At 68.2% G+C, this 14,069-nt stretch carries 12 protein-coding genes; 3 read left to right on the forward strand and 9 right to left on the reverse strand.

From position 1 onward, the window contains the following. Window positions 1–101 precede the first annotated feature (101 nt). On the reverse strand, window positions 102–1,421 hold the full coding sequence (locus C6570_RS03455; protein ID WP_106701977.1) for an NAD(P)/FAD-dependent oxidoreductase: 1,320 nt from the start codon (window positions 1,419–1,421) through the stop codon (window positions 102–104). A 157-nt stretch (window positions 1,422–1,578) separates the two neighbouring features. On the opposite strand from C6570_RS03455, the gene C6570_RS03460 reads away from it, so the two are divergent. Beyond that, window positions 1,579–2,937: a ferredoxin reductase family protein gene (locus C6570_RS03460; protein ID WP_106701978.1), complete on the forward strand. Its 1,359-nt coding sequence runs from the start codon at window positions 1,579–1,581 to the stop codon at window positions 2,935–2,937. A 118-nt stretch (window positions 2,938–3,055) separates the two neighbouring features. Here C6570_RS03460 and C6570_RS03465 read toward each other — a convergent pair whose 3' ends face one another. From C6570_RS03465 to C6570_RS03475, 3 genes are all read right to left on the reverse strand, one after another. Continuing rightward, the gene (locus C6570_RS03465) at window positions 3,056–3,784 is read right to left on the reverse strand and encodes an LrgB family protein (protein ID WP_106701979.1); all 729 of its coding nucleotides are present in this window, start codon (window positions 3,782–3,784) and stop codon (window positions 3,056–3,058) included. Beyond that, a complete protein-coding gene (locus tag C6570_RS03470; protein WP_106704491.1) occupies window positions 3,777–4,214 on the reverse strand; it encodes a CidA/LrgA family protein in 438 nt (145 codons plus the stop codon). Before C6570_RS03470 ends, C6570_RS03465 begins: the two co-directional genes overlap by 8 nt. A 505-nt stretch (window positions 4,215–4,719) precedes the next feature. Next, a complete protein-coding gene (locus C6570_RS03475) occupies window positions 4,720–5,718 on the reverse strand; it encodes a LysR family transcriptional regulator (protein WP_106701980.1) in 999 nt (332 codons plus the stop codon). A gap of 175 nt (window positions 5,719–5,893) precedes the next feature. Between C6570_RS03475 and C6570_RS03480 the strand changes: the two genes are divergently transcribed. Continuing rightward, on the forward strand, window positions 5,894–7,084 hold the full coding sequence (locus tag C6570_RS03480; protein ID WP_106701981.1) for an MFS transporter: 1,191 nt from the start codon (window positions 5,894–5,896) through the stop codon (window positions 7,082–7,084). Between the two features lie 187 nt (window positions 7,085–7,271). Here C6570_RS03480 and C6570_RS03485 read toward each other — a convergent pair whose 3' ends face one another. After that, the gene (locus C6570_RS03485) at window positions 7,272–7,811 is read right to left on the reverse strand and encodes a GNAT family N-acetyltransferase (protein WP_106701982.1); all 540 of its coding nucleotides are present in this window, start codon (window positions 7,809–7,811) and stop codon (window positions 7,272–7,274) included. 62 nt (window positions 7,812–7,873) lie between these two features. Next, window positions 7,874–9,385 carry an FAD-linked oxidase C-terminal domain-containing protein gene (locus tag C6570_RS03490; protein ID WP_106701983.1) on the reverse strand — a complete coding sequence of 504 codons (1,512 nt, stop codon included), beginning with the start codon at window positions 9,383–9,385 and terminating at the stop codon, window positions 7,874–7,876. Between the two features lie 161 nt (window positions 9,386–9,546). Between C6570_RS03490 and C6570_RS03495 the strand changes: the two genes are divergently transcribed. After that, window positions 9,547–10,029 carry a hypothetical protein gene (locus C6570_RS03495; RefSeq protein WP_123812201.1) on the forward strand — a complete coding sequence of 161 codons (483 nt, stop codon included), beginning with the start codon at window positions 9,547–9,549 and terminating at the stop codon, window positions 10,027–10,029. Between the two features lie 525 nt (window positions 10,030–10,554). Here the strand turns inward: C6570_RS03495 and C6570_RS03500 are convergent. The 3 genes from C6570_RS03500 to C6570_RS03510 all read right to left on the reverse strand — a co-directional run bounded on the left by C6570_RS03500 (window position 10,555) and on the right by C6570_RS03510 (window position 13,924). Continuing rightward, window positions 10,555–10,980, reverse strand: a complete 426-nt coding sequence (locus C6570_RS03500) for a barstar family protein (protein WP_106704492.1) — start codon at window positions 10,978–10,980, stop codon at window positions 10,555–10,557. Window positions 10,981–11,063: 83 nt separating this feature from the next. Then, on the reverse strand, window positions 11,064–11,471 hold the full coding sequence (locus C6570_RS03505) for a guanyl-specific ribonuclease (RefSeq protein WP_106701985.1): 408 nt from the start codon (window positions 11,469–11,471) through the stop codon (window positions 11,064–11,066). Window positions 11,472–11,608: 137 nt separating this feature from the next. Then, window positions 11,609–13,924, reverse strand: a complete 2,316-nt coding sequence (locus tag C6570_RS03510; RefSeq protein ID WP_106701986.1) for an NADP-dependent malic enzyme — start codon at window positions 13,922–13,924, stop codon at window positions 11,609–11,611. Window positions 13,925–14,069 lie beyond the last annotated feature (145 nt).

The raw sequence follows: 14,069 nt of genomic DNA on the forward strand, positions 1-14,069 counted from the left end.
GCGCCTTCCGCTTCTCAATTAAAAACAGCTGCCAGCGCCGGTGCATACAGCGCTGGCAGCTATCAAATACGAAGCAATCGGCGGTGCTGGCCGCCCCGGCTTCAAGTCTGAATCGTCTCGCCGCGCAGCTTGCCGTGGTCGGCAATGTTCACGCGGCGGCGGCGCCAGCCGCGCCAGCTGCGCACCGGGTGCGTCAGGCTGACGAAGTAATACACCACCTTGAACATGCGCAGCGACTGGCGGTACGCCGGGCCGTGGTGGATGTCGGCGGCCAGCAGCGACATCAGCCCCTGCTTGACCTTGAAGATGTTCTTGGGGTGCATGAACATGTCGCGGATCGTCGGGTTGGTCGACCGGTAGATGAACCACGAATAGTCGCGCGGGCCCACGCGCATGCGCTCTTCAAACGCGGTGCGCGCGGCCGGGTAATCGGCCGGGCGGTCCAGCGCGGTGGCCACCAGCTCGGCGCCGTCAAAGCCCGCCTGCATCGCCAAAAACACGCCGGATGAAAACATCGGGTCGATGAAGGTGTAGGCGTCGCCGATCATCAGATAGCGTTCGCCCGTGGCGCGGTCGCTGCTGTAAGAGAAGTTGCCCGTGGCGTGCACCTTGTCGTCCACCAGTTCGGCGTCTTTCAGGCGGTCATGCAGCTCGGGGCAGAGCTTGAGCGTGTCGAAAAAGTAGTCTTTGAGCGGCTTGTCGCGCGCCTTCAGGTAGTACGCCCAGCACACCGCGCCCACGCTGGTGGTGCCGTCGGCCAGCGGGATGAACCAGAACCAGCCGTGCTCAAACCAGCAGATGCTGATGTTGCCCTCGCGCTTGCCCGGCAGGCGCCGTGCGTGGCGGAAGTGGCCGAACAGCGCCGTGCTGTTGTGGCGGTCGTTCTTGTGCTTGGTCTTGAACTGGTTGGCCAGCAGCGTGTCGCGGCCACTGGCGTCCACCACGAAGCGCGCGCGCCACTGGCGCTGGCTGCCGTCTTCCATCTGCGCGATGACGTCGGCGCCGTCTTTGTCAAACGTGACCTGGCGCACCTGCGCGCCTTCCAGCGTCAGCGCGCCCTGCTGGCCAGCGTGGCGAAACAGGATCTCGTCCATGTCCGAGCGGCGCACCTGCCAGGCCTGGCCCTTGGACGGATCCCAGCCCTCGGCAAAGTCGACGTAGCTGCGCTCGGGGCCTTCTTGCGGCACAAATTCGATGCCGAACTTGGGCATGCCGATGCGGTCGATCTGCTCGCGCACGCCCAGCTTGTCGAACAGCGCCACGTTGCCCGGCAGCAGCGATTCGCCAATGTGAAAGCGCGGGTGGTGGTCTTTCTCCAGCATCACCACGCTGCGCCCCTGCCGCACCAGCTGCGTGGCAATGGTCGAACCGGCGGGGCCGCCACCAATCACCAGCACGTCGCACATCGCGCGTTCCACCATGACCAAATCCTCCTGAGCGGTGAGCAAAGACACCCCGGGATTGTGCCTGCGCGCGTGGCACGCCCGGCTTGACCAGGCGCAGACGCGGCGTTCAGGTGGCGTTCAGTCGCGGGTACGACAATGACCCTACGCCCTGTGTGGGCGATTGGACCTTGCAATGAAGAACATCTACCGTGCCCTTGGGGCCTTGTTGCTGCTGGCTGCCGGCAGCTGGTTTCTGGCCGACGCCCTGTGGCCCCGGCCGTTTGAGTATTTCGCGTTCCGCAGCGCGGCCATCCAGCTCACCGGCGTGCTGGCGATGGCCGCGATGAGTTTTGCCATGGTGCTGGCGGTGCGCCCGCGCTGGGCCGACAAACTGCTTAACGGGCTGGACAAGATGTACCGCCTGCACAAATGGCTGGGCATCACCGCGCTGGTCGCGGCGGTGGCGCACTGGTGGCTGGCCCAGGGCACCAAGTGGATGGTGGGCTGGGGCTGGCTGACGCGCCCGGCGCGCGGCCCGCGCGAGCCCATCACCGACCCGCTGCGCGCCTGGTTCGACGGGCAGCGCCACCTGGCGGAGGACGTGGGCGAATGGGCCTTCTACGCCGCCGTGGCCTTCATCGCCGTGGCGCTGCTCAAGCGCATTCCCTACCGCTGGTTTGCGAAAACGCACCGCTGGATGGTCGTGCCCTACCTGGTGCTGGTGTTCCACGCCGCCGTGCTGCTGAAGTGGGACTACTGGACGCAGCCCGTGGGCTGGCTGACGGCGGGGCTGATGCTGGCGGGCACCGTGGCCGGCGCGTGGGTGCTCAGCGGGCGCGTGGGCCGCTCGCGCACCGTGGCCGGTGAGGTGGCCGACGTGCGTTATTTCGAGCCCCTGCGCGCCACCCGCACCACGCTGAGCCTGGCGCCCGGCTGGCCGGGGCACGCCGCTGGGCAGTTCGCCTTCGTCACCAGCGACCCGCGCGAAGGCGCCCACCCCTACACCATCGCCTCGGCCTGGAACGCGGCCGACCGGCAGATCCGCTTTGTCACCAAGGCGCTGGGCGACCACACCCGCGCGCTGCACCAGACCTTGCGCCCCGGCCTGCCCGTGCAGGTGGAGGGGCCCTACGGCTGCTTCACCTTCGACGACAGCGCGGCGCGGCAGATCTGGGTGGGCGGCGGCATCGGCATCACGCCCTTCATCGCCCGCATGCACCAGCTGGCCCAGGCCACGCCCGCCGCGCCCGCTGCGCCCGGCACGCCGCGCGTGCCCGTCACCCTGTTTCACACCACGCGCGAAGAAGACCCGCAGGCGCTGGCGCTGCTGGCGGACGACGCCCGCGCCGCCGGTATCGACCTGCACGTGCTGGTCGACGCGCGCGACGGCCGGCTGACCGGCGACCGCCTGCGCGCGGCCGTGCCCGAATGGCGCGCGGCCAGCGTGTGGTTCTGCGGCCCCGCCGGGTTCGGCCAGGCTTTGCAGCGCGACATGGTCGCCCACGGCCTGCCGCAGGGCCGCTGGCACCAAGAGCTGTTCCAGATGCGCTGAGCTGGGTTGCTATATAAAGAGTAGCTTCCAGCGCAGGCTGGATGGGCGCCAGCGTGCGTTTTTGATCATCACCGGTCCAGCGCGAAGGCAGCGCGGCGGCGGCCCATGCGGCGCGCCGTCAGAAGAACCAGTGCGCCACCAGCGGAATGATGAGCGAGCCCAGCAGCACCTGCAGGCCCAGCGCCAGCCCGGCGTAGGCGCCCGCGTCGGCGTTGACCTGCAACGCGCGCGCCGCGCCCAGCCCGTGGGCTGAGGTGCCCATGGCAAAGCCGCGCGCCATCCAGTCCAGGCGCGACTCGCTCATGCCCATCAGGCGAAACAGCGCGCGGCCGCTCAGCGCGCCGACCAGGCCGGTCAGCACCGCGAACACCGCCGCCAGCGCCGGCACGCCGCCAATCGACTGGGCCACGCCCATGGCGACAGGCGCCGTGACCGATTTGGGCGCCAGCGAACGCAGCAGGTCGCCCGGCAAACCCACGGCCCAGCCCAGCAGCACCGCCGAAGCGGCCGCGGCCGTGCCGCCGATCAGCCCGGCCACCAGAAACCGCCCCCAGGAGCTGGCCAGCGTGGTGCGCCGCTCCCACAGCGGCACGCCCAGCGCCACCACCGCCGGGCCCAGCAGGAAGTGGATGAATTGCGCGCCCGCAAAGTAGCTGGGGTAGGGCACGCCGCTGATCAGCAGCACCGCGCCCAGCCCCACGATGGACCACAGCACCGGGTTGGCCCAGGGCGCCTGGCCCACGCGCTGATAGAACGCCAGCGCCAGCAGGTAGACGACCAGGGTGGAGGTCAGCCCGACCAGCGGCGCCGACGACAGGTAAACCCACAGTTGCACGAAATCAGGCATGGCCGGGCTCCTGGGTGGGTTGGCCTTCGGCGGCGGCGACGCTGGTTTCGGTGAATTCGCCGGGCGGCTCCGGGTCGTCCTCCGACGGCGGCGCGTGGCGCATCAGCACCCGCAGGGTGAGCGCGCTGACGATCAGGCCAAACCAGGTGGACAGCACGATCACCATCGCCAGCTTCAGCCCGTAGTGCTGCAGTACGTCCAGGTGGGTGATGACGCCCACGCCCACGGGCACGAACAGCAGCGACAAATGGCTCAGCAGAAAGCGCGCCATGTCGACCACGGGCACGCGAATGAAATCCGATTGCAGCGCCAGCGTCAGCAGCACCATGCCGATCACCGGGCCGGGAAATGGCAGGTGCAGCACGCGGGCCAGCACTTCGCCCACCAGCTGCAGCACCAGCAGCCAGGCAAAGCCAATCAGGGGTTGAATACTCATCGTGAAAACCTTTCGCGGCGGACAGCGCAGCGCGCCGTTTTGGGCGCCGGCCGCCGGCCGAGCGCGATGGTAGCGGGTGTGTAAAGACCGAGTGTTTCACCCAAGTGGACGGCGGGGCCTGCTGCCGAGCGCTGGAGCGGGGTGCGGTGGGGCGCCGTGCTGGCGCGGCCGTGCGGCGCGGGCCGCGCTGCCGGCGGCGGGCCAGCGCTGTGGCGATGGCGCCGCAAGGTGCTGACGTCTACTGCGAAATTGATAGCTGCCAGCGCTGGTGGGGCGTGCGCCAGAGGTCAAGAACACCACTAAAGATGCGGGGCAGGGCGTGGTGGTTGCCGGGGCAAGGCGGCTCATCCGGCCCGCACCAGCACGGTCAAAGCAAGATTGGCCACGGCTCGGTGATGCGGCCATCTGCCGGGCGAAGGGCCGCGCCGGTCATGCCGTGCTGGCGCCTTGGCCTGCGGGCGCGATGCGCGAGCCCCTCAGATGTCCCTCAGATGCCCCCTCAGGGCGCCCCGGCCCGCTGCCAAGCCTCAGGCAACCGGGCTTCGGCGTGCGTCAGGTCGACGTGCGCCTGCAGAAAGTCCAGCACCGCGCGGGTGCGCGCGGGCAGCCGGTCGGGGCGGCCCAGGTACATGGCGTGGATCGGCTCCAGCTCGCCGGTGTTGAACGGCTCCAGCACCGCCACCAGCCGGCCCGCGGCCAGGTCGTCCCACGCGTGGTAGACCGACAGGCGCGCCAGGCCCGCGCCGTCCAGCGCTAGCTGGCGCATCACGTCGCCGTCGTTCACGCGCAGCACCTCGCCAGCGTGCACCTGCAGGCGGCGCCCGTCCACGTCAAAAGGCCACGCCGGGCGGGCGCGGCGGTAGTTCCAGCCCAGGCGCGTGTGCCGGCCCAGCTCGGCCGGGTGGCGCGGCGTGCCGCGCGCGGCCAGGTACGCGGGCGCGGCGACGATGGCCTGGCGCGTGCTGCCCAGGCGCCGCGCCACCATGTCGGACGCGGGCAGCTCGCCCCAGCGCACGGCGATGTCCATGCCGCTGTCGGCCAGGTCCACCACCTCGTCGGTGAAGCTCAAGTCCAGCTGCAGTTGCGGGTACTGCGCCAGCAGCGCGGGCACCAGCGGCAGCAGCAGCACGCGGCCGGTGGACGTGCTGGCGGTGATGCGCACCGCGCCGCGCGGCGTGGCGGCGGTGGCCACGGTGCGTTCCAGCTCGTCCAGATCGGCCAGCAGGCGCTTGCCGCGCTCGTACAGCTGGGCGCCTTCGGGCGTCAGCTGCACGCTGCGCGTACTGCGGCGCAGCAGCTGCACGCCCAGGCGCGCCTCCAGCCGTGTCATCAGCTTGCTGACGGCCGAGGGCGACACCTTCAGCTGCCGCGCCGCCGCCGACAGGCTGCCGCGCTCGGCCACCGCCACCAGCGCCTGCAGGTCGGCCCAGCGCTCGGCGCGCAGCGGGGCGTCTGCCCCGGTGGCGGCTTGTGGTGCGGGTTGAACGGCGTCGGTCATCGGCGGGGTGGCGGGGTCAGGGCGGGGGCGGGGTGAAGCAGGGCGGGTTGGACTTGTGCCAGCGTGGCACAAATGCTGTGCCATTGTTCCATCTACACAAACACCGCGCCAGCCGCCACAGTTCAGGGTGTTGAACCATTGGCGCGCCGCAGCAAGCGGGCGCGCCCTGCACACCATGCCCTTATCCCTGCTCGCCCTGGCCGCCGGCGCCTTTGGCATCGGCACCACCGAATTCGTCATCATGGGCCTGCTCACGCAGGTCAGCGAAGACTTGCGCATCAGCATCCCGCTGGCCGGCACGCTGATTTCGGGCTACGCCATTGGCGTGGCGGTGGGCGCGCCGCTGCTCACCCTGGCCACGCGGCATTGGCCGCGCAAGCGCCTGCTGATGGCGTTGATGCTGATCTTCATTGCCGGCAACGCCGCCGCCGCGCTGGCGCCCAGCTATGGCTGGCTGATGGCCGCGCGGGTGCTGACCTCGCTCACCCACGGCACCTTCTTCGGCGTGGGCGCCGTGGTGGCCACCGGGCTGGTGCCCGCCGAAAAGCGCGCATCGGCCATCGCGCTGATGTTTTCCGGCTTGACGCTGGCCACGCTGCTGGGCGTGCCCGCCGGTGCGTGGGTGGGCCAGCACTGGGGCTGGCGCGCGTCCTTCGTGGCCGTGGCGCTGGTCGGCGTGGTGGCGCTGGCCATCCTGGCCGCCTTCGTGCCCGCCGACCGTGGCCGCCCGGAGGTGGGCGACGTGCGGCAAGAGCTGGCCATGCTGGGCCGCGGCCAGGTGTGGCTTGGCCTGGGCATTACGGTGTTCGGCTTTGCGGGCCTGTTCGCGCTGTACACCTACATCGAACCGCTGCTGCGCCAGGTCACCCACATGCCCGAAGGGCGCGTGGCCCTCACGCTGCTGCTGTTCGGCGCGGGGCTGGCCGCCGGCAACCTGCTGGGCGGGCGCCTGGCCGATCGCGGCGTGATGCGCGCGCTGGGCCTCAGCATCGGGGCGCTGCTGATCACCCTGCTGGTCGCGCACTGGGCCTTTGGCAGCCAGGCCACCGCCATGGCCTACGTGGTGGTGCTGGGCACCGTGGCCTTCGCCACCGTGGCGCCCATGCAGATGCGCGTGCTGCAACAGGCCGGCAGCGCGGGCGCCAACCTGGCGTCCAGCCTGAACATTGCCGCCTTCAACCTGGGCAACGCCATCGGCGCGTGGGTGGGCGGCTGGGTGCTGGCCCACGTGGGCCTGCTGAACATCGGCTGGGCCGCCGCTGGGCTGACGGGGCTGGGTTTGCTGCTGGTGGGGTGGAGTGCGGCGGCTGGGCGCGGTGCGTCGGGCGGCGACGCCGAGACGCCGCACTGCGCCGCTTCCGCCTAGTGAGCATGAGCGCAGCAGAGGTCGCAGGCCATCGACCGCCGGTTGTGCTGCGCTTGCTGCTCAGTCTTTTTCTTGTCAATCGAATCGCGGTCCAGCGCAGGATGGGCGTGCGCAAGCTGCTATCAAGTTTGTCTATTTGGCATCGGACGCCGAGCCGATCGGTCGGGCGCTGCCGCGCGCCTGGTGCTCAGCGGGTCTTAGCGTAAAGCCAGCCGTCGCGCGGATCGGGCGACAGATTGGGGTGCACGGTGTAGCGAGCCAACCTGCCTTCACGGGCGAAGCCGCATTTCTCAAGCACGCGCGCGGAGGCGAGGTTGTCCACATCGCAGGTGGCCTCTACGCGAAAGAGCCCAGGCTGTGCCAGCGCCAGCTCTGTGACCGCCCGTACCGCCTCGGGTACGTAGCCGCGCCCCCAGTGCGCCTTCGCCAGCACGTAGCCGATGTTCAATCGGTGCCCAGCGCATCGGGCCTCAATCATGCCCATCACCAGATCGTCTGTGCGCCGCACCAGCATGTAGGGCCAGACGTCGGCGCCAGTCCATGCCTTGATGCACCCCTCGACGAACTGCTGCGTATCCGCCAGCCGTGCGTGAGGGGTCCACACCATGTAGCGGCAGACTTCCGGATCTTGGCAGTACGCGCCAAAGATCGCATCCGCGTCCGGCCGTTCAGGCCGACGCAGAAGCAGCCGGTCTGTTTCGATGCGTTCGGGCAGCAGGTCGGTCATAGGCTGGGTTCACTGATGGGCCCCCTGGTTTTCGACTGGTGCAGTCGGTCGGAGGACGCCGCTTAAAACCGCTCCAACTCCGCGTGCGGCAGCGCGCCGCCGCGCACCAGCATGCGGCCGTATTCCGCGCAGCGCTGCAGCGTGGGAATCACTTTGCCGGGGTTCAGCAGTTCCTGCGGGTCGAACGCGCGTTTGACGGCGAACATCTGCTCGTTTTCTTCGGCGCTGAACTGCACGCACATGCTGTTGAGCTTTTCCACGCCCACGCCGTGCTCGCCCGTCACCGTGCCGCCCATCGCCACGCTGGTTTCCAGGATGTCGGCGCCGAATTGTTCGCAGCGGTGCAGCTCATCCGGGTCGTTGGCGTCGAACAGGATCAGCGGGTGCAGGTTGCCGTCGCCCGCGTGGAACACGTTGCAGCAGCGCAGGCCGTACTTTTGCTCCATCGCCTGGATGGCCAGCAGGATGTCGGCCAGGCGCTTGCGCGGGATGGTCGAATCCATGCACATGTAGTCGGGGCTGATGCGGCCGCTGGCGGGGAAGGCGTTCTTGCGCCCGCTCCAGAAGCGCAGGCGCTCGGCTTCAGACTCGCTTACTGCAATTTTGGTAGCGCCCGCTGCAGTCAGCACCTGCGTCATGCGCTCAATCTCTTCTGCCACCTCTTCGGGCGTGCCGTCGCTTTCGCACAGCAGGATGGCGGCGGCATCCAGGTCGTAGCCGGCCTGCACGAAGTCTTCGACCGCGGCCGTCATGGGCTTGTCCATCATCTCCAGCCCGGCGGGGATGATGCCCGCGGCGATGACGGCGGCCACCGCGTCGCCCGCGTGGCGCACGTCGCTGAAGCTGGCCATGATGCAGCGCGCCAGGCGCGGCTTGGGGCAAAGGCGCACGGTGACTTCGGTGGTGACGGCCAGCATGCCTTCGCTGCCGGTGATCAGCGCCATCAGGTCGTAGCCCGGCGCGTCCAGCGCTTCGCTGCCGAATTCGATGGGCTCGCCTTCCACGGTGAAGCCTTTCACTTTCAGCAGGTTGTGCACCGTCAGGCCGTATTTCAGGCAGTGCACGCCGCCAGAGTTTTCGGCCACGTTGCCGCCGATGGTGCAGGCGATCTGGCTGCTGGGGTCGGGCGCGTAGTACAGGCCGTGCGCGGCAGCGGCTTCGCTGATGGCCAGGTTGCGCACGCCGCACTGCACGGTGGCGGTGCGCGCCAGCGGGTCGATCTTCAGGATCTGGTTGAACTTGGCCAGCGACAGCGTCACGCCGCGCTCATGCGGCATGGCCCCGCCCGACAGGCCGGTGCCCGCGCCGCGCGCCACCACCGGCACGCCTAGGCGGTGGCAGGTTTGCAACACCGATTGAATCTGTTGGTAACTGGAAGGCAGGGCCACGGCCAGCGGGCGCTGGCGGTAGGCGGTGAGGCCGTCGCACTCGTAAGGGGTGGTGCGCTCGGCGTTGGTGATCAGCGACTCTGGGGGTAAAACGGCCTGCAGCGCTTGTGTGACCTGCGCTAGCAGCTCTTCTTTTGATAGTGCTTCTGTGCGCGCCTGGGGCGGCACTTCGATGACGGCGGACATGGCGGTACGGGTTCCAACGAGGGTCAGCCACTATAGGCCAAGCGGGCGGGCGGGTCGGGCGTCATCCTGCGGTGGGTTTCGGTAGCGACAATGGGCTATCCGGCCGCCAGGGAGGCGCCGCCCAGCGCACCGCCGGTGTCGCCCCGCAGAAGAAAACGAGCATGCAGCAGTACCCACTACCTTCCCCGCCCCGAACGTTGAGCCACTGGGTGCTCAGCGCCGCGCTGTGCACCAGCGGCGGCGCCAGCTGGGCGCAGGCCGCGCAGCCTGGCAGCGCCGGCCCATCGGTGGCCACCGTGGCCGAACCCCTGCCGCCGCGCTTCGTGCTGTGCCAGCGCGAAGTGGCCGCGCAGGCGGGCGACCGCCAGTCGCTCATGCGCACCTGCCTGGCTCGCCGCCTGGAGGGCGAGCGCGTGGTGCAACGCGACTGCAAGCGCCAGGTGAGCGGCGCCAAGGGCGTGCACGCGCGCCAGGCCGCGCAGCTGGCGTGCGAAAGACAGGCGCTGTCGGTCGCCTCGTCCGAACTACCGCGCGGCCCGGCCCCGGCGCCGCGCCCGATGCTGACGGCCGAACCCCGTCGCCCCGCCGCCACCGGCATGATGCCGGTGGGCACCGCGCCCCTGCCGGCGTCGGGCGAGAACTGAGCCGTAGCCGTCGCGACAACGCGCATGGGGTTCGTGCCGCGGGTGCGGGATCTGCGCTGGCTGATCGAAGCCGAGCTGGGGCAGCGAAGCGCTCAGCCTGCGCGGAGTGGTGGGGAGGAACGTAGAGCGTGTCGGCGCTTCGCTACAGGGCACAACACGACACGACACGCACGCACGCACGCACGCACGCACGCACGCACGCACGCACGCGCTGGCGCCCGCCCGGGCGGCGATAAAACGGATGGATTCTTGACTGCGACCGTGCACGTTGGCGGCGGCGAGCCATGAAAAAAGGGGTGCTGTGCAGCACCCCTTTTTGGGCTAGGCGGTCACGGCGCCGTCAGGCGGCGCTCAACCAGTAGCCGGCGTTGAACGGGCTGCTCATGCGCAGCGCCAGCGGGGAAATGTCCACCAGCTTGTCCGTCGGCATTTTTTCGCCGGGTTCTTCGGGAGTCTCCGCCGCGGATACGGCATCGATGAGGGCCTCGGTCGCCCGTTCTGCTTGGCCAGCTGCTGCAGAACGGGCTACAGAAAAGAATAGAAGCACCGGAACGGTATCTTTCGGTCGTTCCAGTAGTCGGCCGCATCGCGGAAGATGTCCAGCAGCTGCTCGCGCGCTTCCTTGTCGAACTTGGCCGTGGCCGGGATCTGCTCCAGCACCACGATGAAGCCGGGTTGCGGCCCGCTTTTGTGCAGCGGATCGGTCATGCTGTCGTACAGCGCGTCGAAGTTCTTGCCGAAATGCGGCGGGAACGTGAACTGCGCGGCAATCATGTCCAGCACGTCCTGCTTGGTTTGCGCCGCCGCCAGGTTGGCGTACAGGAAGTGCTGGCCCAACGAGGCCGCCGCATCCTGTAGGTCATGCACGCGAAATGCCCGGATCGACTGAACGATGTTGGTGCGAACGCCCTTGAAAATCGATTCAGGCGGGGGACGAAGTGGTTGATCCATCTCCGCAGCTTTCTGTGAAGTCAATGATTCGGGGGTAGCCCCCAGCGGCTGCGCTGGCACGGGCTGAAAGTCTTCAAGCGATTTCATGGCACGATCATCCTGAAACTCGAGTAGTGGTCGCTTGTGTAGTAGCAGACATCGGGAATCTTGACGCGAACGCCACCGCATACAATACGGCGTGCGCCACGGTCACGGCTGCCGGGGGTCTCGACGGTGTATTCGCGGTAGTAGCCCCGCCGCTCACGCGGCAACAGGCGTTCGCGGTTGCCGAACACCGATCCGTCCTTGTCGTGAGGAAACGGACCGCCTTGCAGAATCAGCAAGTACGTTTGCTGGCCTTGCCTTGGCAAATCCGCTGCTGCGATGCTGTTTTCAGGTGGTCCTGAAAACAGCCCTCGCGCGTGCGCCATGTCCGCCTGGGACGCGGCGCCCACCGCCAACGACACTGTCAAGAGCGACTGTGCAACTCGCAATGCCGCTGTTCGCCACATGAAAAACACCTTTCGGAAGCCTCCGGGTTACCCGAAAATTCCAAGGCCCTAGTGTGACGCAACGGCAACAAAAATGCAAGCCGCTGCCTAAAGTTTAGGCAGCGGGCGGGGCGGATAAGACGACGATATGTAAGTAATTACTCGTCTTGTACCGTTATTGCATTGGCGTCCGCCACAGTCAGGGCGGTCATATTGACAATGCGACGAACGGTGGTGCTGGCGGTCAGGATGTGCACCGGCTTGGCGGCGCCCAGCAGGATGGGGCCGATGGCGATGTTGCCGCCGGCGGCCACTTTGAGCAGGTTGTAGGCGATGTTGGCCGCGTCGATGTTGGGCAGCACCAGCAGGTTGGCGTCGCCGACCAGGGGGCTGTCGGGCATGACCGTGCGGCGCTGATCGCCATCCAGCGCCACATCGCCGTGCATTTCGCCGTCCACTTCCAGCCAGGGCGCGCGGTCCTGGATCAGCGCCAGCGCTTCGCGCATCTTGACGGCGCTGGGCTGGTTGGATGAACCAAAGTTGGAGTGCGACAGCAGCGCCGCCTTGGGCTTGAAGCCAAAGCGCTGCATTTCGCGCGCCGCCATGACGGTGATCTCGGCGATCTGATCGGCCGTGGGGTCGTAGTTGATGTGCGTGTCCACCATGAACACCTGGCGGCCCGGCAGCAGCAGGCCATTCATCGCGGCGTAGGTTTGCACGCCCGGCTTTTTGCCGATCACCTGGTCGATGTAGCCCAGGTGCATCTGGTTGGTGCCCCAGGTGCCGCAGATCAGGCCGTCCACGTCGCCCGAGCGCAGCAGCATGGCGCCGATCAGCGCCAGGCGGCGGCGCATCTCGATCTTGGCCATGGGCACGGTGATGCCCTTGCGCTTGGTCAGCTCATGGTAGGTCTGCCAGAAGCCGCGGTAGCGGTGATCGTCCTCGACGTTGACCACGTCGTAGTCCACACCTTCGCGCAGGCGCAGGCCAAACTTCTGCACACGCTGGGCAATGATGGCGGGGCGGCCGATCAGCGTGGGGCGCGCGATCTGGTCGTCCACCACGATCTGCGCGGCGCGCAGCACGCGCTCTTCTTCGCCCTCGGCGTAGGCCACGCGCTTTTTCTCCGCCGTGCGGGCGGCGTCGATGATCGGCTTCATCGTCGTGCCCGAGGCGTACACGAAGGTCTGCAGCTTGTCGCGGTAGGCGTCCAGATCGGCGATGGGGCGTGCCGCCACGCCGCTGCGCGCGGCGGCGTCGGCGACGGCCGGGGCGATCATCGTCATCAGCCGCGGGTCGAAAGGCTTCGGAATCAGGTATTCCGGCCCAAAAGTCAGCTGCTCGCCCACATAGGCGCGCGCCACCACTTCGCTTTGCTCTGCCTGCGCCAGCTCAGCGATGGCGTGCACGGCCGCGATTTCCATCTCATTGGTGATGGTCGTCGCGCCACAGTCCAGCGCGCCGCGGAAGATGTACGGAAAGCACAGAACGTTGTTGACCTGGTTCGGGTAGTCGGTGCGGCCCGTGGCCATCACCGCGTCCTGGCGCACCGACTTGACCTCGTCGGGCAGGATCTCCGGGTTGGGGTTCGCCAGCGCCAGGATCAGCGGGCGATCGGCCATGCGCGCCACCATCTCAGGCTTGAGCACGCCCGCGGCCGACAGGCCCAGGAAGACGTCCGCCCCGTCGATCACTTCGCCCAGCGTGCGCTTGTCGGTTTTCTGCGCGTAGATGGTCTTGTCCGGGTCCATCAACTCGGTGCGGCCTTCGTAGACCAGCCCCTTGATGTCGGTCACCCAGACGTTTTCGCGCTTGATGCCCAGCTTCACCAGCAGGCCGGTGCACGCCAGCGCCGCTGCGCCCGCGCCCGACACCACCATCTTCACCTCGTCGATCTTCTTGCCGACGACCTTCAGGCCGTTGACCACCGCCGCGCCCACCACGATGGCTGTGCCGTGCTGGTCGTCGTGGAACACCGGAATCTTCATGCGCGAACGCAGCTCGCGCTCAACGATGAAGCACTCGGGCGCCTTGATGTCTTCCAGGTTGATGGCTCCGAAGGTGGGCTCCAGCGCCGCGATGATCTCCACCAGCTTGTGCGGGTCCTTCTCGTTGATCTCGATGTCGAACACGTCGATGCCCGAGAACTTCTTGAACAGCACCGCCTTGCCTTCCATCACAGGCTTGCCGGCCAGCGCGCCGATGTCGCCCAGGCCCAGCACGGCGGTGCCGTTGGTGATCACGCCGACCAGGTTGCCGCGCGCCGTGTACTTGAAGGCGGCGGCCGGGTCGGCCACGATTTCCTCGCACGGCGCCGCCACGCCCGGGCTGTACGCCAGCGACAGATCGTGCTGGTTCACCATCTGCTTGGTCGCCTGGGTGGCGAGCTTGCCGGGGATCGGGAACTCGTGATAGTCCAGTGCGGCGCGGCGCAGGGCGGCGCGTTTTTCGGCAAGTTCTTCGGGGGTGGGCATGGGAGGATCTCCTCGGGCAGCTTGGCGCTGCGCGTTCGTACGTTGGGGCGAAAGATGATAAGACAGCGTGCCGCAGCGCTTTCGCCGGCCCCGGCGGCGGGGTGGTGAGGGGCGCGGCGGCGGCGCCGGGCCACCCTTGCCGTAG

Source organism: Ottowia oryzae (genome assembly GCF_003008535.1).
Classification (GTDB): domain Bacteria; phylum Pseudomonadota; class Gammaproteobacteria; order Burkholderiales; family Burkholderiaceae_C; genus Ottowia; species Ottowia oryzae.